This is a genomic window from Thioalkalivibrio sp. ALE22 (assembly GCF_000381445.1).
Taxonomy (GTDB): domain Bacteria; phylum Pseudomonadota; class Gammaproteobacteria; order Ectothiorhodospirales; family Ectothiorhodospiraceae; genus Thioalkalivibrio.
Genome location: NZ_KB906502.1, coordinates 246,036 through 270,569 on the forward strand (window position 1 = coordinate 246,036; position 24,534 = coordinate 270,569).

General features: G+C 65.3%; 24 protein-coding genes. 1 reads left to right on the forward strand and 23 read right to left on the reverse strand.

Translation table 11 applies throughout. The features are described 5' to 3' along the window. Window positions 1–66: 66 nt before the first annotated feature. From F793_RS0105965 to F793_RS0105980, 4 genes are all read right to left on the reverse strand, one after another. The gene (locus F793_RS0105965; protein ID WP_018878535.1) at window positions 67–963 is read right to left on the reverse strand and encodes a hypothetical protein; all 897 of its coding nucleotides are present in this window, start codon (window positions 961–963) and stop codon (window positions 67–69) included. A gap of 277 nt (window positions 964–1,240) precedes the next feature. Further along, window positions 1,241–2,458 (reverse strand): acetoin utilization protein AcuC, encoded by a 1,218-nt coding sequence (locus F793_RS0105970; RefSeq protein WP_018881830.1) that lies wholly within the window; start codon window positions 2,456–2,458, stop codon window positions 1,241–1,243. Then, window positions 2,455–5,010: a nitric oxide reductase activation protein NorD gene (locus F793_RS0105975; RefSeq protein ID WP_018881831.1), complete on the reverse strand. Its 2,556-nt coding sequence runs from the start codon at window positions 5,008–5,010 to the stop codon at window positions 2,455–2,457. The genes F793_RS0105970 and F793_RS0105975 overlap by 4 nt, the downstream gene beginning before the upstream one ends. Beyond that, a complete protein-coding gene (locus tag F793_RS0105980; RefSeq protein WP_018867533.1) occupies window positions 5,007–5,867 on the reverse strand; it encodes a CbbQ/NirQ/NorQ/GpvN family protein in 861 nt (286 codons plus the stop codon). The genes F793_RS0105975 and F793_RS0105980 overlap by 4 nt, the downstream gene beginning before the upstream one ends. Window positions 5,868–6,086: 219 nt before the next feature. On the opposite strand from F793_RS0105980, the gene F793_RS0105985 reads away from it, so the two are divergent. Continuing rightward, on the forward strand, window positions 6,087–6,404 hold the full coding sequence (locus F793_RS0105985; protein ID WP_018877049.1) for a hypothetical protein: 318 nt from the start codon (window positions 6,087–6,089) through the stop codon (window positions 6,402–6,404). 605 nt (window positions 6,405–7,009) lie between these two features. Here the strand turns inward: F793_RS0105985 and F793_RS0105990 are convergent. The 19 genes from F793_RS0105990 to F793_RS0106080 all read right to left on the reverse strand — a co-directional run bounded on the left by F793_RS0105990 (window position 7,010) and on the right by F793_RS0106080 (window position 24,515). After that, window positions 7,010–7,879 (reverse strand): glycine betaine ABC transporter substrate-binding protein, encoded by an 870-nt coding sequence (locus F793_RS0105990; protein ID WP_018879886.1) that lies wholly within the window; start codon window positions 7,877–7,879, stop codon window positions 7,010–7,012. Window positions 7,880–7,931: 52 nt separating this feature from the next. Next, window positions 7,932–8,774 carry a proline/glycine betaine ABC transporter permease gene (locus tag F793_RS0105995; RefSeq protein ID WP_018877051.1) on the reverse strand — a complete coding sequence of 281 codons (843 nt, stop codon included), beginning with the start codon at window positions 8,772–8,774 and terminating at the stop codon, window positions 7,932–7,934. 1 nt (window position 8,775) lies between these two features. After that, window positions 8,776–9,981 (reverse strand): glycine betaine/L-proline ABC transporter ATP-binding protein ProV, encoded by a 1,206-nt coding sequence (gene proV / locus F793_RS0106000; RefSeq protein WP_018881832.1) that lies wholly within the window; start codon window positions 9,979–9,981, stop codon window positions 8,776–8,778. Window positions 9,982–10,036: 55 nt separating this feature from the next. Beyond that, window positions 10,037–10,420 carry a hypothetical protein gene (locus F793_RS0106005; RefSeq protein WP_018881369.1) on the reverse strand — a complete coding sequence of 128 codons (384 nt, stop codon included), beginning with the start codon at window positions 10,418–10,420 and terminating at the stop codon, window positions 10,037–10,039. A gap of 51 nt (window positions 10,421–10,471) precedes the next feature. Beyond that, on the reverse strand, window positions 10,472–11,515 hold the full coding sequence (locus F793_RS0106010) for a lipoate--protein ligase family protein (RefSeq protein WP_018881370.1): 1,044 nt from the start codon (window positions 11,513–11,515) through the stop codon (window positions 10,472–10,474). Between the two features lie 3 nt (window positions 11,516–11,518). Further along, entirely contained in the window at window positions 11,519–11,947 is a 429-nt protein-coding gene (locus F793_RS0106015) for a hypothetical protein (RefSeq protein WP_018867540.1), read from the reverse strand. 154 nt (window positions 11,948–12,101) lie between these two features. After that, window positions 12,102–13,055, reverse strand: coding sequence for a hypothetical protein (locus tag F793_RS0106020; protein WP_018881833.1), 954 nt, complete (start codon window positions 13,053–13,055; stop codon window positions 12,102–12,104). 207 nt (window positions 13,056–13,262) lie between these two features. Beyond that, the gene (locus F793_RS0106025; protein ID WP_018881834.1) at window positions 13,263–14,567 is read right to left on the reverse strand and encodes an OmpP1/FadL family transporter; all 1,305 of its coding nucleotides are present in this window, start codon (window positions 14,565–14,567) and stop codon (window positions 13,263–13,265) included. Between the two features lie 284 nt (window positions 14,568–14,851). After that, window positions 14,852–16,024: a radical SAM protein gene (locus F793_RS0106030; RefSeq protein ID WP_018867543.1), complete on the reverse strand. Its 1,173-nt coding sequence runs from the start codon at window positions 16,022–16,024 to the stop codon at window positions 14,852–14,854. A 54-nt stretch (window positions 16,025–16,078) separates the two neighbouring features. Further along, window positions 16,079–17,161 carry an NAD(P)/FAD-dependent oxidoreductase gene (locus tag F793_RS0106035; RefSeq protein WP_018881835.1) on the reverse strand — a complete coding sequence of 361 codons (1,083 nt, stop codon included), beginning with the start codon at window positions 17,159–17,161 and terminating at the stop codon, window positions 16,079–16,081. Between the two features lie 22 nt (window positions 17,162–17,183). Then, window positions 17,184–18,278, reverse strand: coding sequence for a biotin/lipoate A/B protein ligase family protein (locus F793_RS0106040; RefSeq protein WP_018877057.1), 1,095 nt, complete (start codon window positions 18,276–18,278; stop codon window positions 17,184–17,186). Beyond that, window positions 18,271–19,452, reverse strand: a complete 1,182-nt coding sequence (locus F793_RS0106045) for a radical SAM protein (RefSeq protein ID WP_018877058.1) — start codon at window positions 19,450–19,452, stop codon at window positions 18,271–18,273. Before F793_RS0106045 ends, F793_RS0106040 begins: the two co-directional genes overlap by 8 nt. A 106-nt stretch (window positions 19,453–19,558) precedes the next feature. Continuing rightward, complete coding sequence (locus F793_RS0106050) at window positions 19,559–19,996, reverse strand: glycine cleavage system protein H (protein ID WP_081618657.1); 438 nt, start codon at window positions 19,994–19,996, stop codon at window positions 19,559–19,561. A 36-nt stretch (window positions 19,997–20,032) separates the two neighbouring features. Beyond that, window positions 20,033–20,440, reverse strand: coding sequence for a DsrE family protein (locus tag F793_RS0106055; RefSeq protein ID WP_026279299.1), 408 nt, complete (start codon window positions 20,438–20,440; stop codon window positions 20,033–20,035). Window positions 20,441–20,448: 8 nt separating this feature from the next. Further along, window positions 20,449–20,895, reverse strand: a complete 447-nt coding sequence (locus F793_RS0106060; protein WP_018881837.1) for a glycine cleavage system protein H — start codon at window positions 20,893–20,895, stop codon at window positions 20,449–20,451. Window positions 20,896–21,005: 110 nt separating this feature from the next. Continuing rightward, the gene (locus F793_RS0106065) at window positions 21,006–21,917 is read right to left on the reverse strand and encodes a CoB--CoM heterodisulfide reductase iron-sulfur subunit B family protein (RefSeq protein WP_018867549.1); all 912 of its coding nucleotides are present in this window, start codon (window positions 21,915–21,917) and stop codon (window positions 21,006–21,008) included. Further along, window positions 21,910–22,626: a 4Fe-4S dicluster domain-containing protein gene (locus F793_RS0106070; protein ID WP_018867550.1), complete on the reverse strand. Its 717-nt coding sequence runs from the start codon at window positions 22,624–22,626 to the stop codon at window positions 21,910–21,912. The genes F793_RS0106065 and F793_RS0106070 overlap by 8 nt, the downstream gene beginning before the upstream one ends. Window positions 22,627–22,675: 49 nt before the next feature. Further along, on the reverse strand, window positions 22,676–23,548 hold the full coding sequence (locus tag F793_RS0106075; protein WP_019592785.1) for a hypothetical protein: 873 nt from the start codon (window positions 23,546–23,548) through the stop codon (window positions 22,676–22,678). Beyond that, on the reverse strand, window positions 23,487–24,515 hold the full coding sequence (locus F793_RS0106080; RefSeq protein ID WP_018877060.1) for an FAD-dependent oxidoreductase: 1,029 nt from the start codon (window positions 24,513–24,515) through the stop codon (window positions 23,487–23,489). Before F793_RS0106080 ends, F793_RS0106075 begins: the two co-directional genes overlap by 62 nt. Window positions 24,516–24,534 lie beyond the last annotated feature (19 nt).

Here is a 24,534-nt window from a genome sequence, read left to right on the forward strand (position 1 = left end):
GCACTGCGCCCCGGCATATGCCGGGGCGCAGGGTCAAGCGCGGAAAGGCCGAGAGGGGCCGGGCGCCTAGTGGGCTGCTGGACCCGCGCGACCGCGCCGGCGCACGGCTACCACCAGCAGGGCCAGGCCAAGCCCCAGCAGCAGGAACGAACCGGGCAGCGACACCGGCGTACCGTTGGTGAACCGGCCACTGAGGTAGAGCTCCTCGAAACCATTGTTCAGGTCATTCATGAAGAAATCGATCCCGAACAGATAGCCGGCCCCGGCAAACAGACTGAGGTCCATGGTCGGCGCGAACACGATGTAGTCCAGTCGGCCGCTCCCGACATTAGCATTGGCCTCGTACACGGTGCCGGATTCGCCGATCACCTCCACGTTACCGGGCGAGAGCGCCGGGTTGCCGTTGCCATCGTCGAAGATCCAGCGGGCCACGCGTTCCCCGGTCTCGGGGTCGTAGATGAAGACCTCGGCCTGCACCCACAGATCGGGGGAGCCCCCAGTCTGGTTGTGGTCGAAAATGAAGGTGGGAATCGTCGCGCCCGGATTGATGGCGTCGAGGTAGGCCAGCAGATTATCCACCAGGACCGGGCCATTGGCCTGCGTGCCCATGCCCCAGGTGCCGTCAAACTCCGAGGTATTGCCGCTGGGGAAAGGCATGGGGCTCTCGAAACTGTAGCTACCCCCCGGCCCGATGTTCTGATTGTCCTGGCCACTGGATCCCGTGCCCACGATCAGGTCCAGCGATCCCGTGCCCTGACCGGTGTACTGGTTCTGAGTGAGGAAGCCCCACTGGTACAGCAGGGAACCGGAATAGGAATAAAAGTCGTTGTACTGCAGCGCGACCGGGATCCCGTCGTAGGTTTCATCGATACCCGGAAGCTCGATGATGGCGGCATTCGCCACCGATCCCGCGAGCATCACGCCCGCAAGCACTGCAACCTGATTCGCCCACCACTTGCGCATCGCACCCACCTCCAGCTCCCGGCCCCGCGGCCTTCGAGGGCGCCCATCGCCCCTTGCTGGAATACAAAGCAAACGCCGGACCAAATCCGTAAGCGCCTAGTTTGTTTATGCGTTTTCGTGAATATGTTCACCCCGAGAGGCTGTTATGTAAAAAGATCCGACGCTGAACGCCGAATATCCACCGTAGAGGCGTCGGACATCTTTACACCGAGGACCGAGGGGACCGGTCCTCCACTAAGGACGCCGCCCCTGCCGCCGCAGGGCCAGGCCGCCCGCGCTAGCCGCGCAGCAAGGGGTGTGTGGCGCGCAGCTGCGCCAGTCGCGCCTCGAGCTCGGGGCGGACTGGGCCCGAGCGGTCGGCGTCGAGGCGGGAGACGAACAGGTTCTCGTACCAGTCCTCCTCCTCGTCCATGTCCCAGTCGACCTCGCGCAGCAGGTTCTGGCCGGCCTCCGGGATCGCGGCGGGGAGCTCGCGGCCAGTCAGCAGGGCCCAGACCCCGGTCCAGCAGCGCGCCAGCGCCAGCGGGTGATAACCGCCGCCTCCGAGCACCAGGAGCCTCGGCGTGCCGTCGGCGTGGCGCGGGCTGGTCTCGATTACGTCGTCGATGCACTGGAGGAAGCACTGGGTGGAGATGCCGAACTTGCCGAGCGGGTCCGGCAGCAGCGCATCGGTCCCGGCCTGGACCACGACCGCATCCGGCTGCCAGCGGGTGCGCACGGCCTCCCAGACGGCCGTGAAGGCGGCGCGGAACTCCGTGTCGTTGGTCTCCTTGGGCAGCGGCAGGTTCACGGCGTTGCCCAGCGGTCCGGTGTCCTCGATGCGGCCGCCCTCGAAGGGGTAGCCGTATTCGGTGTCCATGTGCAGGGAGACGGTGAGCACATCCGGGTCGTCGGTGAACGCGGCCTCGACCCCGTCGCCGTGGTGGGCGTCGATGTCCAGATACAGCACGCGCTGCCCGGCCTGACGCAGGCGCAGGATCGCCAGCGCCGGGTCGTTGAAGTAGCAAAAGCCACGGGCCTGGTCGGGGGCGGCGTGATGCATGCCACCGGCCGGGTTGAAGGCCATGCGCCCGCCCAGCACCACCTCGGCCCCCTGGATGGAGCCCCAGGTGGCAGTCGCCGGAGTAGCGAAGAAACCGGCGAAGAACGGGTTCTCGAAGTTGCCGATGTTGTGGCGGTCGCGGTAGCGCTGGAAGACCTTGCCCAGCGCCTCGGCGCGCTGCATCGCGGCCACGTATTCGCGGGTGTGAAACCACTCGAGCTCGGCCGGCTGGGCGCGGCGGGTGACGGCCATCTCCACCGGGGTGATCGCGTCGTAGGCCTCGATCAGGTCGATGGTCAGCGAGACGCGCGGGATCCCGAGCGGGTGGTTGTCGCCGTAGCTGTGCCCGCGATAGCGCGGGGCATGCAACAGCGTGGCATGACGACGGGCCGGCTCCGGGTGCCGGGCCGCGGCCCCGGTGGATGCGTCGATGGATTCGGGGGTGGCACTCACTGTCGCAGCCTCAGGTAGATCTCGGGCAGACGGCGCGGCAGCTCGTCCACGTGGTCGATGATGGTGTAGTGACCGGGACCGAAGATCGCCGGCAGGTACTCGGAGCCGGACGGGTCCAGGGTGATGCAGAAGGGGTGGACGCCGGCGTCCACCGCCTCCTTCATCGCCATGCGCGTGTCCTCGTGCAGGTAGCGCTGGTCACCGCCGTCGTCGTAGTCGGCCGGGCGGCCGTCGGACAGGATCAGCAGCAGCCGGCGCTGGGCCGAGCTGCGCCGGAACGCCTCCAGCGAGTGGCGGATGCCCGCGCCCATGCGCGAGGCCAGGCGCCCGGAGACCCCGGCGATGCGGGCGCGGACGGTGTCGTTCAGGTCCTCGTTGAAGTCTTTCAGCCAGTAGTAGTTGACCTGGTCGCGCTGCTTGGAGGCGAAGCCGGAGATCGCGTAGGGGTCGCCGACCTTCTCGATCGCCTCGGCGAACAGCATCATCCCCTCGCGCACGCGGTCGACGATCTTGCCCCGCCCGCCCGGGTGGCGCGCCATGATCGAGGTGGACATGTCCGCCAGCATCAGCACGGCCGTATCGCGGTGCTGCACTGCACGGCGACGGTAGATGAAGGCCTTGGGCGACAGCCCCGCCTTCTTGTCGGCGATGTAGTCGATCACCGCCTCGGTATCCAGTTCATCACCGTCGAGCTGTTTCCTCAGCGGCGCCAGGCGCATCGGGCGCTGCATCTCCAGGCCGCGGGTCAGGCGCTTCAGGGTATCGGCGTTCTCCGACAGGATCGTGGCCGCCCGCGCCGGGTCCTCGTCGTCCAGCACCCGCTCGTAGAGATTCACCCAGTCGGAGATGTAGCGCTGCTCGCGGTAGTCCCATTCCGGATACGGGATGCCGTCCTTCTTCGGGGTGTAGGGGGCGGCGCGCTTGGCCACCTGCGCCGGCTGCGGGATACCGGTGCCGATGCGCCCGCCGGTGCCGGAAGTCTCCTGCTGCGGGGTCCGGATGTCGGCGTCCGGATCCTTCTGCGCCTGCTCCGGGGCCTGCTGCGGCTGCTCTTCCTGTTTCTGGTGCTCGAACTTGTGCTCGTCGTGCGCCTCGTGGTCGCGGAAGTCGGCCAGGCTGCCGTCGCGTTTGCGCTGCGGATACACCGGCAGCGACTGGTTCAGCGACAGCCCGGGCAGATAGGCCTCGGCGCGATCCTCGATGGTGATCCCGGGGAAGGCCTCGTCGGCGAACAGCTCCTCGCCGACCGCCCAGGCGGTTACGACGTCCGCGTCCGGCTCCAGCACACGCGCCAGACGCGGGTCCTGCGGCTCGTCGCGCAGCAGGGCCTGGTGGGCCTTCAGTGCGAAGTCGAAATAGACGCCGGCCACGCCCTCCGGGCGACCGTGGACCTCGGCCAGCGCCACCAGGCGTGGCAGGAAGTTCGGTATGCGCGGGGCCAGGCGCGCGTTTACGCGCAGGTCTTCGGCCAGGTCGAACAGCACCTGGAAGCGGAACATGCGCGCCTCGAAGGGCGCGAACAGCGGGCGCCAGGTGATGCGCGACTTGTCGTCCAGCGGTGGATGCTCGGCACCCGCGCGTGCGAACAGCCGCTCCACCTCGCTGTGCGCATAGGTATCGAAGGCGAGATGCGCGGCCGCATGCTGGGTGGCGACGATCGCCTCCTCGCGCGAGTCCATTACCGCCGGCATGAACAGGCGCCGGCCATCGGTCTCGAGCATCGGACGGCCCTCGCCCGGCTTCCAGCTGGAATCGGCCAGCGGGATGTCGGCGTCCAGCCAGGCCATCAGCACCAGGCGCAGGAAGCGCCCGTGCATGCGCGGGCGAAAGCCCGGCAACGCCTCCAGCAGCAGCTTCAGGCTCTCGTCGCTCTCCAGGCGAAAGTACGCCTCGCCGCGCGAGCGCCCGGCCTTCAGCAGGTCCGCGCCGCGTCGCGCCCAGGACAGCAGGCCCTGGTCGCCGACCAGGTTGCGGGCGATCGGCGCACCCTCGAGGTAGGCATCCAGGGTCAGGCCGCGCTCGTCGAACAGGGTCTCGGCCGGCTCGATCAGGGCGCGCAGGCCGTCGATGCCACGCCCGCCGGCGAGCTTCTCGAAGTCGGTCTCGAAATAGGCCCGGGCATCCGGGAGACTGCGCGCGCACCAGCGCAGGCCGATCTCGGCCCACTCGCGCTCGCCGGCCTCGCCCCAGGCGTCATACACGCGATCGGCCTGGGCCATGAAGCCTTCCAGGGCATAGTTCGAGTTGACCCACTCCTTGAAGCGGGCCGCCTGCTCCAGCCACAGCTCCACCGTCTGCATGTGCTCGGCGAGTCGCGCCGAGTGGCGCATGAAGCTCTTGCCCGACTCCCGGTCATGGAAGAACAGGTCGCGGGCCGTCTCGATCCAGCGCCGCGCAATGGTGGCGCCGAACGGGCGGATAGCCGGCAGGGCTTCCTTCGTGTCGCGGTGGGCGACGAAGCTGATGTCCTCCAGGTGCTGGAGGATTTCCTCGATCTCGACGAGTTCTTCCGCCTCCGGTTTCGCGCCGCCGTTGGTCGCGATATCGCTCACGCGGCTTCGGACTCGGGGAAGTGGGCGTCGAAGATCTCTTCCAGCGCCTGGATCAGCTCGGGGTCGTCGGTGATCGGGGCGATCATCGCGGCACGGCAGGCCACACGCGGGCTCAGACCGGCCTGCATCAGTTCGCCGGCATAGGCGAGTGCTCGGGTGGAGGTCGCCTCTTCCAGCCCATGGTCCTTCAGGGCCCGGGCCTTGCGCCCGGCCGCCACGAGTTTTTCCACGCGGTCGGCATCCAGGCCGCCGGATTCCTTGGCCACGATCTCGCGCTCGACATCCTCGGCCGGGTAGTCAAAGTGGATGCCGACAAAGCGCTGCTTGGTCGAGGGCTTCAGATCCTTCAGCACGGTCTGATATCCCGGGTTGTAGGAGATCACCAGCATGAAGTCCTCGTGCGCGTCGATGATCTGGGACTTCTTGTCCAGCGGGAGCTGGCGGCGGTGGTCGGTCAGCGGGTGAATGACCACGGTGGTGTCGGTACGTGCCTCGACGATCTCGTCGAGGTAGCAGATCGCGCCCTCCTTGACCGAACGGGTCAGCGGGCCGTCCTGCCAGACGGTCTCCTCGCCTTCCAGCAGGAAGCGGCCGACCAGATCGGAGCTGGTCAGGTCCTCGTGGCAGGAGACGGTCACCAGCGGCTGGCCGAGGGTGTGCGCGACATGTTCCAGGAAGCGGGTCTTGCCGCAGCCGGTCGGGCCCTTGAGCATCACCGGCAGGCGCTTCGAGTACGCCGCCTGAAAGATCTCGATCTCGTCACCCTGGGGCTTGTAGAAGGGGGCACCGCCCGCGTCCCCCGGCTTCTCGATGACATCGCGTTCCACACCGCGGATGCGGTTGATCAGGTTCTTCATGGGATCTCCGGCAGGGACTGGTGTATGCGCGTGCGCAGCGTTACCCTCCAGCGCGCTGGGCGGGCGGCCAATCGTGTTCGCGCAGGCTTTGTTGTATCATTTGCTGTTTATATTCTATCGAACCTGCGCACTTGCATGAACCAAACGCCCCACGGCTGCGGGGTTGGGCGTGCAAAGGCGCCCGTCACTCGGATTCAGCGCTTCAACAGAGGACCCGGTATGAAACTTGTCAAACTCGTCAAGCTGAACAACCTGCAGTACAACCCGAACCGCGACCCGAACGTGTACCGCCGTCCGATCAACGAGGAATTCCGGGTCCAGGCCATGCTGAACGGCTCCGGCAGCGCCAGCTGCAAGTTCTCGGTGGAAGGCGAAACCCTGTGCGAGGGCAGCGTGTCCCTGCCGGGTACCTTCGATTGCAAGTTCAGCTTTGATACCGCCGGCACCCGCATTGGCGACCTGGTGATCGAGGGCAATGGCGAGACCTTCCACGAGAAGATCCGCATCGACGTGCTGGAACACGCCTGGATCGGCTGATCCCGGATCGCCCCACCCCGCGGCTCGTCCCGGGGCGCGTCACTCAAAGGCCCCGCGGCGACCCGCCCGGGGCCTTTCGCGTTCCGGGCCGGGTGCACCGGTGGCCCACGCCCCAACAACAAACCTAGACATACGGCTGGCACCGCCACCATCCCGGCAGCCCCCTCCGCAACCCTGTCATCTCGGCCGCCCCCCCTACCCTCCTGTCATCCCGGCCGCAGCGCAGCGGAGAGCCGGGATCTTTCGAGCCTGCCACCAACGCATCGCCAGCCCCGGGAGATCCCGGACGACCGCTTTGCGGTTTCCTGGATGACGAGTGTGGGAGCGGTTTCCGGGATGACGATGATTGGTGAAAGGTTCTTGCGAGCAGGATGCGGTTGAGCGCCGCGAAACGCATCCATCCGGGCACCGGGCAGCTTCACATCCTGCCCTTTGGTAAGCTAGCTCCTTTCTCCGTGAACTCTGTGCCCTCTGTGGTGAAAAGCCCTTAACCTGGCCCTTCTTCGTGCCTTCGTGCGCTTCGTGGTGAAACAAAATGCAGTGGCCTGAACAAAGAAAGCCCCGCCGGGGCGGGGCTTTCGGGTGCTGCGGGTAGTCCGTGCTGATCAGTCGATCACGCCGGTCACCCAGTACTGCACGTACTCCGGGTGGTCCTCGATGAAGCGGTCCACGGCCTCAGCGTAGGAGTTCTCCTGGGCGTAGAACATCGCCTCTTCCAGCACGTCCAGGTTCAGGTGCATGCGCGAGATCATCATCGCGACATCGTGATACTCCTCGGCGAAGCCCTCGCGGGCCAGGGCATGGATACGCTCGAAGCCGCCCAGGGCCTCTTCCGGGTCTTCCAGGTAGCGCAGGTCGTAGGCGCCGAACTTCCAGTGCGGGCTCCAGCCGGTGACGACGATCCATTCATCACGACGGATCGCCCGGTCCAGCGCGGAGGTCATGCCCGCCCCGGAGGAGATCTGCAGGCTGTAGCCGTCCAGGCCGTAGGTCTCGAGGGCCTCTTCCGAGAGCCGGGTCAGGCCCGCGCCGGGGTCGATCCCGGTAATGCGGCCGTCCAGGCGATCGCGGACCGAGTCCTTCTTCAGATCCTCGATAGAGCCGAGTTCATCCTCGGGCACGTAGTCCGGGACCACCCAGCCCAGGCGGGCATTGCCGTACAGCGGGCCGAGGTTCACCACGTCCTGCCCGACACGTTCCATATAGTCGGCATGGGTCCCCGGCAGCCAGGCCATCAGCATCATGTCGATATCGCCGGAGGCCAGGCCCTGATACTGCGGGGCGATGTCGGTCTGGATCAGTTCGACCGAATAACCCATCTCGTCCTCGATGACGCGTTCGGCCAGCTTGGTCACGAACTCGGCGTCGGACCATGCGGTCCAGCCGATCTGGATATCGTCGGCCTGCGCGGTGGACAGGCCCATGGAGGCGGCCAGCACGCCGCCCAGCAGGGTTGAAGTCAGTGTCTTGTTCATCGTGCTACTCCTTCCTTCGAGTGAAACGGATGGCGCCGCGCACGAGCCCGAATCAGCCGCTCGCCTTGCGCCGCAGCCCTACGCTCTGGGTGATCCGGTCGAGCAGGATGGCGAGGATCACGACGCCCAGGCCGCCCTCGAACCCCAGCCCGACATCGAGCCGCTGGATACCGGTCAGCACGGTATTGCCGAGCCCGCCGGCACCGATCATCGACGCGATCACCACCATGGAGAGTGCCAGCATGATGGTCTGGTTGATGCCGGCCATGATGGACGGCATCGCCAGAGGTAACTGAATCTTGGTCAGAAGCTGGCGCCGATTGCAACCAAACGCCAGCCCCGCCTCGATCTGCTCGCGGTTGACCTGGCGAATACCAAGGTTGGTCAGGCGCACCACCGGCGGCATGCAGAACACCACCGTGGCGATCGCACCCGGCACGGTGCCCAGCCCGAAGAAGATCGCCGCCGGGATCAGATAGACGAACGGCGGCATGGTCTGCATCAGGTCCAGCACCGGACGGATCGACGCCTCGACCCAGTCGCTGCGCGCCATCGCCACACCCACCGGCATGCCGATCGCCAGCGCGACGGCGGTCGCCGCGAGCACCAGCGACAGCGTCTTGATCGTAGGCTCCCACAGGTCCATCCCCAGGATCAGACCCAGCGCCACGATGGCGAAGATGCCGAAGCGCCAGCTAACCCGCCACCAGCTGAGCCCGACCAGGATCAGCACCAGCAGCCACGCCGGGATCGCCAGCAGCGCCCCCTCGAAGGAGTTGGTCAGCAGCCCCAGGAACCAGGCGATGCCGTCCAGCGCGGGCTCCAGATTGTCGAGGATCCAGTCGACCGCGGTCTCGATCCAGTCCCCCACGGGGATGTTGATGCGTCCTTCCATGTCAGTGATCTCCGTTCGCGGCGGCCGCGGTCCGGCTGCGATCCAGGGCCTCGACCAGGCGCTGCAGGGTCACCAGCCCCCGGAACTGTCCTTCCGCATCCACTACCGGGATGGACACCGACGCCTGCGCCGCCCGGCCCGGGAGATTCGCAAGAGGCGTGTCCTCGCCCACCGGCTCGACCTCCACGGCCACCTCGCTGGCGGGGCGGTCCACGGTCAGTTCGCCCAGGCGCTTGGCCTGGACCACGGACTGGAAACGCCCCGCGGCGTCGACGATCACGGCCTCGTTGCCGGGCACGCGCGCAATGCGGCTGCGCGCCTCGCCAGCCGTGGTATCCGCCGCGAGGACAGGAATGGTGTCGCTGTCCATGATGTCGCAGGCCTGGAATACCTGGGTGATGTCCACCCCGTGAAAGAACGAACGCACGTATTCGTTGGCCGGATCGAGGATGATCTCCTTGGGCGTGCCAACCTGCACCACCTCGCCGCCCTGCATGATGGCGATGCGATCGCCGATGCGGATGGCCTCGTCCAGGTCGTGGGAGATGAACACCACGGTACGCCGGTGCTCGCGCTGCAGATCCAGCAGCCGGTCCTGCATCTCGGTACGGATGAGGGGGTCCAGCGCGGAGAAGGCCTCGTCCATCAGCATGATGGAGGGGTCGGTCGCCAGCGCCCGCGCCAGTCCCACGCGCTGCTGCATGCCGCCGGAGAGTTCGTCGGGATAACTGCGGGCATGGGCCTTCAGACCAACCTGGTCGAGCGCCTCCAGCGCGCGCTCGCGGCGCCGGGCGCGGCCCACACCGGCGATCTCCGGCCCCAGCGCAGCGTTGTCGATCACGGTCTTGTGCGGCATCAGCGCGAAGGACTGGAACACCATCGCCAGATCCTCGCTGCGCAGCCGGATCAGCTCGCGCTGACTCATGCGCGTGACGTCACGCCCGCGGACCTCGACGGTCCCCGCGGTCGGCTCGATCAGGCGGTTCAGCAGCCGCACCAGGGTGGACTTGCCGGACCCGGACAGCCCCATCACCACGAAGATCTCGCCTTCGGCGATATCCAGGTTGCAGTCCTTCACGCCCACCGTGTTGCCGGTACGCTCAAAGATGGTGTCCTTGTCGAGCCCGTCCTCGATCAGCCGCAGGCCCTCCTGCGGGTTCGGGCCAAAGACCTTGTACAACTCGCGCACCCGGATGATGGGGTCCATTCGACGATCTCCCTGCAATACACCTCGCGGCGCCAGGCCCCGCGCGGGCCGATGGCTACCAGTCGTACTGGCGGACGAATTCGGGCAGCTTTTCGATCATCTCGTCGCGCCCGAAGAAGCGATCGGCGCGGGCCAGGCGCATTTCATCCTGGATGTCCTGATCGCCACCAAAGCAGAATACCGGAAGGTTGATCTGGTATTCCATGCGCAGCATCCGGATCACGTCGAGCGGATCAAAGGCCTCGATCTCGTCCAGGTCCAGCAGCAGGAATCGGTACAGCAGGATCTCGTTCCACGGCCCGAGCTCATCCAGGTCGGTGACCTGGTGCAACTGCCACTCCGGCGGCAGCTGGGCCTGCAGACGCTCGGCCATCGCGCCGTCCCGGGTCATCAGGATCAGGCGTTTCTCCAGGCGGCGTTCGATCGTCGGTTCGGACATGCGGCTTCTCCGGCGTTCGTGGGGAGGGGGCTCGGGACCGGGGCCTGTCTGTCAGGCCGCTGCGATTCCGCGATAAAGCCCGTCGATGCGGGCACTGATCTCGTCCACCATGCGGGCATCGAGCTGGCCGTTCAGGCGCGAGCGTACGCGCAGGCGTTCCGGCGATTCACCGACCAGACGCTCCTCCAGGATGGCGGTGGTGGCCGCATCCTCGCACCAGATCCGCGCGATATGCGATCCCTCCACGTGCAGGCGCAGGCGCCCGCAGGCCCCGCGGGTCTCGAACACGTGATTGTCGCGGTTCACGCGGATGCCATCGCGCACCGACGGCGATCCCTGCCCGTCGGCGAGGTCCGTCAGTTCCTCGCGTCCCAGCGCCAGCCACTGATCGAGGATCGCCCGGTCCGGCTCGATCCGGCGTGCCGGAATGCCGAAACGGCGCGCCAGCACATCCTGCAGGGCCGCCTCGACCTGCGCGGGCGCGGGGACCTGCGGACACTGGCGGGCGCAGTCGGTCATGCCCGTCTCCAGCGCCGGGCGCAACCAGTCACGGTAGCCCTCGCTGGGGGCATACACGCAGGCGAGGAAGCGCTCGACCGGGAAATGTCGCAGGAAACTGGCGCCGAACACACAGCCCTCGTCGAGCGTTGCGGCCCCGGTCCCCATGATCTTGCGCCCCTGGACCCAGACGTCCTGGCCCCGGGCCTCGACGCCCTCCAGACCGAGCGCGCGCAGCACATCCATGGCGATGCCCAGTCCCACGGCGAAGAGGTGGCGATGCCCACGGGCCAGCACCTGGCGCGGCTGGATCAGGAAGAAACAGGCCTGGTCGGCGTCCACCCAGACCGAGCCGCCGCCCAGTGGACGCCGCACGACCGGCACACCCTGTTCGGCGCAGGCAGCCAGGTCCAGGTCGGATTCCGCGTCCTGGCTGGCCCCGATCGAGATATGCGGCTCGTGCGCGTGCACCCACAGGATACGCGGGGGCGCATCCGGAGCGGTGGAGGCCGCAAGACCGGTATACAGCGCGTGGAGTTCTTCGGCGGATCGGGCCCCGGCGTCGATCCACTCCGGGGTTACCGTGGATGCGACCAAGTGTCAGCCCTCGGGCTTGTCCTGTCCGGCACTGGAGTCGTCTGCCTTGTCCTCCTGGCCGGGCTGGTAGAAATAGCGGAAATAGAAGTCACTGCGGGAGAGGTCCTCGTACAGCTTGGCGCGCTCCTCGACCCCGCTGCGCATGATCTCGACCATTGCCATCGCCTGCTCGCCATCGATGATGTGGATGCCGCCGGTCAGTTCCTGGTCGGTATCGAGGAAATGCGCGGCCAGCTCTTCCGGCTCCTGGATATATACCAGGAAGGACTTGCAGTCCGGGTCTTCCAGATCGAGCGGCTGCATCACGATCTTGCCCAGCCAGGCCAGGCGCGCCACCTGGTTGAACTGGTGGATATCGAGCTTCTTGCCCTTCTTGTACTTGTTGAGTTCGTTGCGGATCTCGCCAATGTTGGCGATCTTCATCGATTTCATGGATGTGCGTCCTGCCGCGAATGTTGCGGGAGCATAAAACAAGTGCATGTCCGGATCGTAAAAAAACCCCGGCGGACCGGGGTTCTTGAGTGGGCTACGCGGGAATTCCGCGCACCCTTGCGCCGTTCCATGGCGCAGGCGGTCTCCAGCGGTCTTACCACTCGAAGCCGGTATCCTCTTCTTCGTAACCCGCGACTTCCTTCAGGGTCTCTTCCAGCGCACCGGGCGAGCTGCGCAGCCGCATGAAGCTGTTGTCACCCAGCATGCGCAGATCCGGGAAGTGCAGGGCCTTGCGGAAACGCATGTGCAGGGCCTCGACCTCGCCGCCGCGGACCAGGATCTCGATCGGCACCGTCGCGGTATGGCGGAACTCGCCCACGTCCACGATGCCAAGCTGGTGCAGATCGGCCGAGTCCTGGGCCGCCCCGTCGGACTCGCGCACGGCCACACCGATCACGGTCACGTCCTGGCCCGGGATATCCACCCGGTAGATCTCGCTGACCCCCGCGACCCGGTTGCCCAGGTTGCTGTCCAGCTCGCTCAACGCGCTCCTCCGGTTGCCATGGCTGGCCAGCTCGTAGGGCGCATCGAAGCGCTCCATGCCGAAGGTGTAGCGATAGCGATTCAGGTCGCGCTCGCTCATGCCGTCCTCGGACCCGAAGTCGCGCTCCGCTCCGAGGGTACTGGCCAGCCGGTCGCTGACGCCGGATACCGGCGCATCCAGGCGGTAGGCATGACGGAAATACTCCAGGTTGTTGTAACTCACCTGCAGTTCGCCATCGACGGCCGTCACGGACACACGGATCGGGGCGATGTAGCCGCCGCGTTCCTCGGAGCCGGCCACCGCCAGCAGATCATCGTGGGTCACCACGACCACATGCCGGTCGTCACTGACCGGATATTCGCCCAGGAACCGGAAGTCGGCCCCCTCCAGGCGTTCCCGCACACTGGCGGCCTCGGCGGAGACATCCGTCCCCGATTCGGTGTAGGCCAGCACGAACGGACGGTAGTTGTCCGCCGCCACGGTCTGGCTCGCCGCGAACAGCGCAACCGCCGCGACCATGCCGACGGCGCGGACACTCCCGCGCAAGGCGTGGATTGCTCGCATGGCATCCTCCTTTGAATTCTCTAATAAGTTCGAGCGGAACGCTCGACAGGAAGAAGGGCCCGGAACGCACCCCCGGTGCGTCACGAACTTCAGAATCACCCGCCCTCCCTGGCGGATCCGACCTTCCCCTCAAGGTCGGCGCGCCCCTCCCGGGCGCGTGACACCGAAGCTCCGCGGCGGTCAGGCGACCGCCCCCGGACCTCCCAATCAGAACCGGTACGCGTACCCGATCTCGAGCTCGTACTGACGCATCTCGATCTCGACTTCCTGAGCCGGGTCCAACGCATTCGGGCCGGAAACCCGCTGACGCGGGGCGTACATGGCTGCGAAATTGAGCTCGTGCTGACCGAACTCCTTGGTGAACCCTGCCGTGAAATGATCCTCCATCACGGCCGGCGCCAGGATATTCAGCACCACATCCTGGGAAGAGATCGGGTTTTCGCCGCGGTTGTACCCCACGCGCCAGGTCCAGCCGTTGCCGCCATCGATCTGGGCACCAAGCTTGAAGATGTTCACGTCATCCCACCCGAAGCCAGGACCGCCATCCGCCCCAAATTGAGCCTGCTGAACGTTGGCAACCGGATTCGCAATGGCATCAATCTCAGAATAGCGAATCTTTTGGTAATCGGCAGACAGCGTGATGTTTGGTGTCACATCGAGCGAGAAACCCAGGCCATAGGTCGACGGGATATCGAATTCGCCACCATTCGCGAACAGGCCTGCATATTTGTCAAAGTCCCCCGCGCGGATCTTCGAGCGATAGCTCGCACCGACGCGAGCCCCTTCGGCCAGCTCGGCCTGGAAACCGATCTGCCCACCATACCCCCACGAAGAATCCGTCCTGCCACTACTCAGATTCTCGGGATCCGAGCTATACCCGAAATCACCGAATGCACCGAGCCCTTCCGCGCTGAAACGCTGATAGCTGATGATCGGGCTAAAACCCACACTCACGCGCCCATCAGCAAACTTCTGCGCGTAAGTGGGAATAATCGCCAACTGCTCCAGGTTCACACCTGCCGTGCCGTCACAAAACGGCCCTGTACCAGCCGTGCCTGCTGGGCAGAACTGATTATCGAATGCCGGATAGTCCGTGTTCATCCCGCCATTACCGAGTAGCGCGATACCCCAGGACCGATCTTGGTCGATCTGCTGGACGAATCCGATCGAGGGAATGAAAAAGTTATTGCTATCGCTATCGACCTCCCCTGGCGCCAGGCCGAAGGTACCCTGCTGGCCAGACGGCATACCGGATACTTCATAGGAGCGCTCGGGACGGAAGTAGGTAAGCGAGCCGTCGATGCGGGTTTCCATGCCGGCGATGCCGGCGGGGTTGATGCCCGGGGCGTAGGCATCCTGGGAGATCGCCATCCCGACGCCCCCCATGCCCTTGGCCTTGGTGCCGTAGCCGTGGGCGAAGTAGCCGTTGGTGGCGTGCGCGACGCCGGCGGAGCCCATGGCCAGGCCGACCGCGATCGTCACCAGGCTGCGGCAAATGATGCGTGCTTCCATTTTGTATCTCCTTTGGTGGTCTTCTTGTTGTGTTGTGCGAACACCCCGGTTACGCGCGGCCCCCTTGTAATGCCGCCGGTCCGGTCTTGATGGTGTTCCCACGGCTCGCGCCACGGTGACCGACCGTGGCGCGAGTTTTTCGGCAGGTCTGTTCAAGGGCACTCTTCGGAATGGCCTTGATAACCCTGCTCGAAACCTGAATATTCAAAAAGTCTTATTGATCCCCTGACGTGCGAAAGCCCCGGGGATGCCGGGGCTTTCGCTGGATACTACCACTATCGTTTTCAGGCTGTCTTCTCGTCTTCCGCCTCGTCGGCGTCGAAGTCGAAGGTGCCGACGTCCTCCCCGGCCATCTGCCGCTTGACGAACCCGACGTCGCTGCTGTTCAGCGCGAACGGGAACGACAGGATGTCCGTCGGGCTGGAATCGCCATATGGACGGTTACAGGCCGAGACCTCCTCGTCCGACTTGCCGGGGCAGCCGGAGGTCTGGAACGGCTTGCCGGAGGCGATCAGTTCCTCGACCTCGGACTGCGGCAGACCGAAGTCCACCACCTGGCCGTCGGCATTGAACTTCATGTCGTCGATGCGGCCACCGGCGTAGTCGATGACGAAGCGGCCCAGCTGCACGCGGCGCCACTGGTCACGCGGGACCGGGTTCCAGTCTTCCATCAGCGAGCCCTCTTCCGGGAAGAAGGCAAACATGTGGTTATGACCGCCCAGGTCACGGATGCGCTGGCAGACCTGCAGGATCTCTTCCTCGGTCTCGCCCATGCCGCAGATCAGGTGCGCGCCGAACTTCTCCGGGCCGAAGATCTCGGCGGCCCACTCGATGGACTGCCAGTACTTGTCCCAGGTATGCGGGCTCTCCACCGACTTGCCACGGGTACGCTCGAAGATCTCCGGGGTCACCGCGTCCAGCGCGACCGTGAAGATGTCCGCGCCCTTGTCGCGCAGGAGCTGGAGGTCTTCATAGCTCATGGTGGTCGGGTTCGACAGGATCGACACCGGGATATGGTTGACCTCGGCGACCCAGCGCTCCAGCAGCTCGACGGTGTCGGCATCGGAGTTCGGGTGCGTGATCATGGAGATGCACATGCGTTCGAACTGGCCGGCGTCGGCATGATTCTTCACGCGCTCGATCACCTCGTCGTACTTGGCGGTCGGCCAGTCGACGCGGATGAAGTTGCGATCGGCGTAATCCCGCGATTCCTCGCGGTGGCGGGCCAGACCGCAGTAGGAGCAGTTGGCGCGGCAGCCTTCCGGATAGGTCACCAGGAGGTTCAGGCAGTGCGTGCAGGACGTGCGATGCATGGTGCCCGGCACCAGGCCCAGCGTGATCGCGGCCGCGGTGGACATCTGCACGTACTCCGGCGAACGCATGTCCGGGGTCTTGATGTGATAGTCGGGCCGGTAAAAGTTGATCGGCGCGACCATCTCCTCTGCACTTGCACTCATGGGGTTCCTCCAGCGTTGTCTCGGGGATGCCAGGCATCCGTCGACCGGGTCCGATTACGCGGCCCAGTCACCATCGTTGAAATACTCGGAAAATGCAATCCATCCGCGGCGCTGGGTGGCGTCTTCCTGCGCCCGCGGGGTTCGCCAGTGTTCGTTGAGGAAGGCACGCCGTTCGCAGGCCCGTTCCAGCGCCGGCCCGTACTGGTCGCGCATCTCCTCGTCGTAGTCGGCAAAGGCCTCGGCAGCGCCTTCCAGGTGGCCGATCGCGGCCTCGCCGGCTGCCTCGCCCGACACCACGGCGGCGGCGATGCCGGCGCCGGTGATGGGGTGGGTCAGCCCGGCGGCATCGCCGACAAACAGGACATCCCCCGCCACCAGTGACTCCCGCAGGCCGCCGACCGGGATCGCCCCGCCGGTGCGGTAGCGGATCTCTTCGCCCAGCAGGCCCTGCTCCACAAGCTGGGCGTGCAGGGACTCCAGCGGGGCCTTAAGGTCACCGGCGATCCGCTTGTCGGCGCCCAGACCAAGGTTGGCCCATTCCCCCTTGGGGAACAGCCACGCGTAGCCACCCGGATAATCGTCGGAGAGCCAGACATCGGTTGCGGTATAGGCCTTTTTCAGCGGCACGGTGTACTGGCGTGTCTGTACCGTTGGCAGGGCCGGCAGGCCCAGCGATTCGGCCACCGGGGAATGCGGACCGTCGGCGGCAATCAGTACGCGATAGCCGACCTCCTGCTCCGCGCCCTGATGTTTCACCCGGGCGACGTGACGCTCGGCATCCACCGCCATCAGCGGCGTGGAGGTGACCAGCTGCGCCCCATTCGCCTCGGCCGCTCGGATGATGGCGCGGTCGAACTCGCCGCGATCCACCATCAGGCCGGGGAAGTCGGAATGCTCGACGGTGCCGGAGGGCAGGAAGCTCTGCATGGAATCGATGCGCTGCAGCAGAACGCCCTCGGGCTTTGCATAAGCGCCCATCGGGTTGGGGATAAACTCGGCGCACTGCACCGGCTCGCCAAACGCCTTGTTGCGCTCGACCGCCAGCACCGACAGCCCGGCCGCGGCACATACGCGCGCGGCGGAGGCCCCGCCGGGCCCCAGCCCCACCACCAGGACATCGACCCTGGACGGCAGCATCAGCGAAGGCTCCCTGCGCGGCTCACTGCGCGGCCGCCGAGTCGACCTCGGCCTGCGCCAGGGCCGACTGGATGGCGGCGATGAAGTCGTCGGCCGTCAGCTGCAGCATCTCCACGTCGCGTTCCGCGAAGAAGGCGCGCACGCGATCCTCCATCTCGGCCTGCGGCGTATCGCGCAGGGCGGCTTCCAGGTCCGCGATGGTCCGCGCCGGCTTGACGAAGATATCGCCGGTAATCCAGAGCTGCTTGAGGCGCTTGCGCTCGGGATCGAGCGCCGCACCCACGCGCATCAGGCCACCGTCGGACTTGAAGATGCTCTCGAACATCGGGGCATCGGTCGCCGGGCGGTTGCGCTGGTACACCCACTCCTCGGTATCGATCTCGGCCAGGGCCGCGTCGAAGGCGCGACGCTCTTCCGGCAGCAGATCGGCGGCCTCGGTGCGCACACCGAACTCCTCGGCGAAGGCACGCGCGATGGCGTCCTTCACCACATCCAGGGCCGGCATCTCCTCCAGCAGCGTCGCCAGGTTCACGACCCGGTCCCGGGCGGACTCGATCGCCTTGTTCGAGAGCTTCTCGGCCGGAATGCGCAGGATGCGCAGCATGTCCTCGACATCGAATTCGATCAGCAGCGTGCCCTGATACATGATCGACTCGCCATCGAAAGCGCCGCCGGTACCGGAGATCTTGCGGCCATCGACCTCGATGTCGTTACGCGGGCGGAACTGCGCGTCCACGCCCAGCGAGCGCATGCCCGCGGCCGCCGCGTTGCAGATGCGGGCGGCGATCTGGCCCATGTCCGCCGTGCCGAGGAAGCGCTTGTCCAGGTACAGCTCCCAGCCGAGCTGCGTGGCATCGAAATAGATCGCACCGCCGCCGGTAATGCGCCGCTGGATCGCGATCCCGTGCTCCTTGCAGTACTCGGTGTTGATCTCCTGGTCGACGTTCTGGTGAAAGCCCACCAGCGCGCAGGGCTCGAACTGCAGGAAGCGCAGGGTATGCGGGGAAACGCCTTCCTGGTGACACTCCAGCAACGAGCGGTTGAAGGCCATGTTCTCGGCCGCCGGGCGCAGCCCGGTGTCCAGGACGCGCAGGGTCGTCTGATCGCGTTCAGGCATGACAGCCACCCCCGGATGCCACTTCGCCGCCTTCGGTCACGATGCGGATGCCGCCCAGGCCCTGGCGCGCCTTGCGCTCCTGTTCCCGACGGCGGGTCTCCTCCGCCACGATGGTGTCGAGGTCCAGCTCAACGCCGCTGCCGACGCCGGCGTCCTCGGCCATGACCTCGTCGCCGACCGCGATGGAACAGCAGGCCGGCGTAACACGGACCTTCTTGCCCAGGCGCGCAGCGAGTTCCACCACGCCCTCGGCCGGGTGCGCGATGCCGGACAGTCCCGCCATCACCGCGTAGCTGTCGATCTGGCTCTTGGCCTCGCCCGGCGGCCGTGCGCAACCCAGCAGCAGCGACGTATCGCCCAGGCGCTCGCGCGCATCGTGGAAGAAGCGACCGACCGCGTGCACGTCCGGGGTCTCGAACGGACGGCTGGCCGGGGCGTAGAACGGCATGACCACCACCAGCACCACCGCGTCGGGCAGATGGCGCGCCAGCATCTCCAGCGCGTTCCACTCGCCCAGCAGCTTGCCGTAGTGCAGACCGATCACGATATGCGGGACCACCTTCATGTTGGTGTTCACCAGGCTCTCGAGGGTCTGCTCGAAATCATCCACGCTGCGCCGCAGGTGGTAGACCTGCGTGATCGTGTCCTGGGCCCCGATCACGTCCATCATGGCCGCGTCGATGCCGGCCTGCTCCATGGACAACGCGATGTCGTCATCCACCAGCGCCGTGTGCATGGCAATACGGAACTCGGGGAACTCGTCCTTGATCCGGCGGATGGTGGAGTAGTACGGGTCGTACTCCACCTCGTTGCGATGGTTGGAGCCTCCGGTCAGCAGCATGCCCTGGGCCCCGGACTCGATCACACCATTCACCTGGCGCCAGAGGTCCTCCGGGGTGCGGACGGGGATCATCGGCTCCAGGATCTTCGCCTTGCAGTGATCGCAGGCCAGCTTGCAGTCACCGCCGGTGATGGACATGGCCGGCCAGGCACTCTTGCCGCAATCGGCCAGTTCCGTCGACTGATAGGACTTGAACGTCGGGGTGTAGAAGTGCACCGAACCCGGGTCACCGCTGTGTCGCAGGCTGTGCTGGAGGTCATCAACCAGCGACGGATCGACAGGGACGTCCTCGAGGGGCTCGACCCGCTGGATTACATCGTTCCAGCTCGTCATGGGCGTTCTCCGGGTTCGGCGAATTTCTTGAAGGTTTTACTCGGGTATTACCGAAAAAAAGGGGCCGCCGACCTCGAGGGAACGGCGGCCCGGACAGGAACCGGGATCAGCAGCCGCCGAAACCGTCCGCTTCCATCTTGGCTTCGAAGGCCGAAAGGGCATCGGAGCCGGTCTTCAGATCGCCGACTTCGCCGTCCCAGTCTTCCGGCTTCAGCTTGATCAGCCAGCCTTCGCCGTAGGGGTCTTCGTTGATCAGCCCCGGATTGGCAGCAACCTTGTCATTGGTCTCGGTGACTTCACCGGTGACCGGGGTCTTCGCCGGACCCACCCACTTGCCGGATTCGACGGTGGTGCAGGACTTGTCCTTCTTGACCGTCTTGCCAACCTTCTTCGGGGTGTAGGACACGATCGTGCCCGCCAGCGAACAGGCGTAGGAAGTCAGGCCGACCGTCGCGGTACCGTCGCTTTCCTTGCGCACCCACACGTTGTTTTCAACGTTGTACATCAGATCTTCCGGAATATCACAACCCCGAACTGCACCCATGTCTTCCTCCAGGAATATTCAAATAAAGCGGGAAAATTAAAACGTTATCGTTTTATCACTGCGTAGTATCAGGTCGGCTAGTTCGCTCGCCCGATTCACTTCATCGACTTCGTCGATGAGATCCGAAGACGCGTCGATTCTATACCCCGGCAGCGCGGGCTGGCAAACGTGCAGCCGCACTCCGGCGCGCTTCGCGTCCTGAATAAAATCCTTGATCAATTTGCCGTCTTCCATGGCCCGAAGGTCGTCCGCGACCCCCTTCTCCATCAGGCGCACGCCTTCCATAGTGAAGAAGATATAGACATCCACGTCCATGGACGCCATCACGGAACCGAGATAGAACGGGGTGGCACAGCGCCCCGGCGTCGACGGGCCCGAGGTCATGATGATCACGACCGTCTGCTCGTCGTTGTCCAGGTAGTAGTCGTCGTCGAGATTCGCCATGGTTTCGCTCACCGCAGCTTGCGCTGGCACTGGATGTCGTCATCCTTGGCCCGCTTGCAATAGCCTTCCTCGGCCTTGTCCCCGGTGAGGAACTCCTCCAGCGCCGCCTCGACCCCATTGGTCGGCTCGACCCGGGCGATCCAGGCATTGTACGGATCGGAGTTCAGCAGCACCGGATTCTCCAGCACCTCGTCATTGCCCTCGACGATCTTGCAGTCGATGAAGTTCGGAATCGGGCCTGCCCACTTGCCACTCTCGATGGTCGCCACCGGCTTGCCCGGGGGGCGCCGCGTGCCGGGGCGTCGGACGCGCACGTGGATGATCTTCCCCGCGATCGTCTGCGACAGGTCGGTCATCCCCACGGTCAGGATGTCGTCGTCCTCGCGGCGCAGCCAGATCTGGAACTCGTCGTCGTAGAACAGTTCAGGGTGAAACTCGCAGCCGTTGCAATCCATGTTTCGCCTCGTTCCCGGGACCGAGCGGACCCGTGCCTCCACAAAAAACGGGCGCCAGGCGCCCGTCTTCTGAACTCGTCAATGGGCCATGCTGGGCATGGATCGGGGGATCAGATGACCCCCTTCTCCTTCAGCAGACCGATCGAGTCACTCACGTTTTCGTGAATGCCCAGCTTGCGCGGGGACAGGCCCATGGCCAGACCCAGCAGCTGGGTGAAGTACAGCACCTTCACGTCGGTCTTGATCCCGAACTCGGTCTCGGCGCGCACCTGGTGCATCTCCAGGCCGGAGTGGCAGGTCGGGCACTCGGTCGCGATCACTTCCGCGCCGGAATCCTCGGCCGACTGCAGCAGGTTCAGCACCAGCTGGGTCGAGGTGTCGGAGTCCGACAGCGTATGCGCCCCGCCGCAGCAGGAGGTCTTCAGAGGATACTCGACGTTCACCGCACCGGCGGCTCCCAGCAGATCATCCATGAAGTGCGGCTGGTAGCTGGAGTCGGAACCCGGACCATTGTCCTTCTCGGGGAAGATCTGGCGCGGCCGGGTATACATGCAGCCGTAGTAGTTGGCGACCTTGATGCCGTTCAGGCTCTTGGTCATCTTCTGCTTGATCCCCTCGGGACCCAGCTCTTCCATCAGCCACTCGAGCAGGTGCAGCGTGCGCACGTCGCCGCTGTAGACCGGGTCGTCCGACTTGCGTGCCAGATCCTGGACGGTATTCATCGCGTCCTCGGAGGTGGCGGTCTCGTACTCGGCCTTCTTCAGGTTGTGGTAGCAGCCGTTGCACGGCGCCATCACGGTGTCCATGCCCATCTGCTCGGAGGCGATCGCCATGTTCCGCGCGGACAGGTAGGTCTGCAGCATGGGATGGACGTTCTTCACCTCCATCGCGCCACAGCAGTTCCAGTCCCGCAGGTTCTCCATCTCGAGACCCAGCGCCTTGACCAGCACGCGGGTGGAGCGGTCGTACGGCCCACCGGAGCCCTCGAGCGCGCAACCCGGATAGTAAGCAACCTTAGCCATGAGCGGCCTCCTTCTGTTCGCGCACGTAATTCTTCAGCACGTCCCCGGTCTTGCCCCAGGACTTCGTGCGCGGCGTATGAATCGTGTTGAAGCCCATCGCCATCAGATGCTTCACCGGCAGGTGCTTCATCATGCGGAAGATGAACACCTTCAGCCATTCCTGCACCAGCGGCTGGCCGGTCTTCTTGAAGAAGTTCTGCATGACCTTGCCGTCTTCGATGCGGCCGGTCTTGTAGATCTGGTCGGCAAACTCTTCGTCGAAGTGCGTGGACGGGGCCTTCTCGGTAATCCCTTCCTCTTCCATCCAGTGCGCCAGGGCCTTCATCACACCTTCCGGCTTCACGTCCTTCGGGCAGATGTTCGTGCACTTGTTGCACGAGACGCACTGCCAGATGATGTCCTTGTCCTTGACCAGCTCTTCCTTCATGCCCAGGCGGGTCAGGTAGATCCAGTAGCGCGGATTGAACTGCACGTTCTGCGCGTACATCGTGCAGGAGTTCGTGCACGAACCGCACTGCCAGCAGCGGTGGACGTTTTCGCCACCCGCGAAGCTCTGGATCTTCGATTCGAAATCGTCGTCGTAATCGCGCACCGTGCGCGGGGCGATCATGGTGTTCCAGTGGCCGGACACATCCACCCCGTCGACCACCAGCTCGTCGTGCTGCTGGAGGCGCTCGTCCTCGATCAGTGCCTTTTCATGTATTGCCATGACGTCTCTCCGAAAACCTGTGTAGCCAGGCTCAAGTTCGTTCCGTTATTCAATGCAGCGACGCATCGGTTCCTTTCAGGCGACCTTCCGGGGAGTCGATCCCCAGCATCTTGACAGCCAGTTCCAGCGGGTCCTGCTTGGTGCCGAACTGGTTGTCGATCATCCCCAGACTCATCGACAGCGACCGGGCATAGTCCGAATAGGCCTGCACCCAGACCAGGTCCGTCACGAACGGCAGGTCCCGATAGAAGCCTTCCTCGGCCAGCGCATCGAAAAACCAGCGCCGCGCCCCCTCGATCGAGCCGACCGAATCCCCGATGGGGATCGACCGGAGGGTGTCATTGCCGCGGATAAACTCCCGCAGCGCCCCCGTCGTGGTCGACGTATCCCAGACCCAGCGACACGCCAGCGGCATGGCCTCGGGGTCTGCGAAGTGCAGGATCTCGGCGCCGAAGTCCCAGATCGCCCGCCGCAGCTTCTTGTCGTCGGCCGCCAGGTCCGCGAACCCGGCAAGGCGCTCGTTGACCTCGACATCGGGCCGCACCAGCGCCCGAACCCCGTCGACCAGCGCACCCTGGCGCTCGGCCATCAACGAGCCCAGCTTGCGCCGGACCGAGAACACCAGACCGCCAAGGGTCCGGACATCCTCGGCATCGATCTCGTCGCCCTTGGCCACGATCGCGGCAAACACCTCGTGCTTCGACCGCAGGGCCTCGATGAAGGTCTCCAGTCCGTCGACCCCGCCGGCCTCGGCGATGGCCTCGTTCAGACTGTTCAGCTTCGTCGCAAGGATCTCCTTGTCGAAGCTGACCTCCAGCGGCTCCGGGGCAAGCCCGGAAGCCGCCGCGTCGCTAACGACCTCAGCCGGCTTTCTGAACCAGCGCATGCAGATCCGCAACCGCGCGACCACCAGCGGCGGCACCCTGGGCGATCGAGTCATCGATCGTCTCGGGACCGTAGGCCGCACCGCAGGAATAGACGCCCTTACGGGTGGTGCCACAGGTGTTGGTGTACTGCTCGGCGCGCTCCAGGAAGCCGTGCTTCTCGAGCCCGACACCGAAGACCTGCGAGATCTCGGGATTGTCGGCGTTCGGGTCCATGCCGATCGCGTGCACCACGATGTCGAACGGGATGACGATCGGACGCTTGACCAGGGTGTCTTCGCCCTTGACCAGCAGGCGGCCATCACCAGAGGCCGTCACTTCGGCGATACGCGCCTTGACGAACTTGGTTTTGAACTCTTCCTGGGACTTCCAGTAGAACTTGTCTTCGTACAGGCCGAAGGTCCGGATGTCCATGTAGTAGATGAACACGTCGGTTTCCGGCGAGATCTCCTTGATCTCCATCGCCAGGTTGGCGGACACGGTGCAGCAGATCTTGGAGCACCACTCGCGGCCGATCTGGCGGTCACGGGAACCCACGCACAGCAGGATGCAGACCCGCTCGGGCACACGGCCGTCGGACGGGCAGGCGATCTTGCCGCTGGCGACCATCTGCTCCATCTGGGTGGTGGTCAGGACGTCTTCGTACGTCCCGAAACCCCACTCCGGCTTGTTGATGGAGTCGAAATGGGTAAAGCCGGTGGCGAGCACCACGGCGCCGGCCTGGACCGATTCGCCATTGGTCAGGGTCGCGGTGAAGTTGCCGGCTTCGCCGTCCAGCTTCTCGACCTTGGCGCCCTTGTGCACGGTGGCGTTCGAGTCATCCTCGACACGCTTGACCATGCGGCCGATGGCGTCCTTCGCCCACTCGCCGGAGGGCACCAGCTTGGCGTAGCCCGAGAGGATCGGGGCGCCCCCCAGGACGTCTTCCTTCTCGACCATCACGGCCTTGAAGCCAGCCGAGGTGACATTCGCGGCGGCGGCCAGACCGGCCGGGCCACCACCCACTACTAGAACGGTATCTTGC

Bases quoted from the DNA above. Each gene is read 5' to 3' on its own strand.
- F793_RS0106050 (WP_081618657.1), bottom strand. From the start codon at position 19,996: ATGGGTGCAGTTCGGGGTTGTGATATTCCGGAAGATCTGATGTACAAC.
- F793_RS0105990 (WP_018879886.1), bottom strand. From the start codon at position 7,879: ATGAACAAGACACTGACTTCAACCCTGCTGGGCGGCGTGCTGGCCGCC.
- proV (WP_018881832.1), bottom strand. From the start codon at position 9,981: ATGGACCCCATCATCCGGGTGCGCGAGTTGTACAAGGTCTTTGGCCCG.
- F793_RS0106065 (WP_018867549.1), bottom strand. From the start codon at position 21,917: ATGGCTAAGGTTGCTTACTATCCGGGTTGCGCGCTCGAGGGCTCCGGT.
- F793_RS0105965 (WP_018878535.1), bottom strand. From the start codon at position 963: ATGCGCAAGTGGTGGGCGAATCAGGTTGCAGTGCTTGCGGGCGTGATG.
- F793_RS0106020 (WP_018881833.1), bottom strand. From the start codon at position 13,055: ATGCGAGCAATCCACGCCTTGCGCGGGAGTGTCCGCGCCGTCGGCATG.
- F793_RS0106040 (WP_018877057.1), bottom strand. From the start codon at position 18,278: ATGCCTGAACGCGATCAGACGACCCTGCGCGTCCTGGACACCGGGCTG.
- F793_RS0106045 (WP_018877058.1), bottom strand. From the start codon at position 19,452: ATGACGAGCTGGAACGATGTAATCCAGCGGGTCGAGCCCCTCGAGGAC.
- F793_RS0106005 (WP_018881369.1), bottom strand. From the start codon at position 10,420: ATGTCCGAACCGACGATCGAACGCCGCCTGGAGAAACGCCTGATCCTG.
- F793_RS0105980 (WP_018867533.1), bottom strand. From the start codon at position 5,867: ATGAAGAACCTGATCAACCGCATCCGCGGTGTGGAACGCGATGTCATC.
- F793_RS0105985 (WP_018877049.1), top strand. From the start codon at position 6,087: ATGAAACTTGTCAAACTCGTCAAGCTGAACAACCTGCAGTACAACCCG.
- F793_RS0106030 (WP_018867543.1), bottom strand. From the start codon at position 16,024: ATGAGTGCAAGTGCAGAGGAGATGGTCGCGCCGATCAACTTTTACCGG.
- F793_RS0106055 (WP_026279299.1), bottom strand. From the start codon at position 20,440: ATGGCGAATCTCGACGACGACTACTACCTGGACAACGACGAGCAGACG.
- F793_RS0106070 (WP_018867550.1), bottom strand. From the start codon at position 22,626: ATGGCAATACATGAAAAGGCACTGATCGAGGACGAGCGCCTCCAGCAG.
- F793_RS0106025 (WP_018881834.1), bottom strand. From the start codon at position 14,567: ATGGAAGCACGCATCATTTGCCGCAGCCTGGTGACGATCGCGGTCGGC.
- F793_RS0106035 (WP_018881835.1), bottom strand. From the start codon at position 17,161: ATGCTGCCGTCCAGGGTCGATGTCCTGGTGGTGGGGCTGGGGCCCGGC.
- F793_RS0105995 (WP_018877051.1), bottom strand. From the start codon at position 8,774: ATGGAAGGACGCATCAACATCCCCGTGGGGGACTGGATCGAGACCGCG.
- F793_RS0106015 (WP_018867540.1), bottom strand. From the start codon at position 11,947: ATGAAATCGATGAAGATCGCCAACATTGGCGAGATCCGCAACGAACTC.
- F793_RS0106060 (WP_018881837.1), bottom strand. From the start codon at position 20,895: ATGGATTGCAACGGCTGCGAGTTTCACCCTGAACTGTTCTACGACGAC.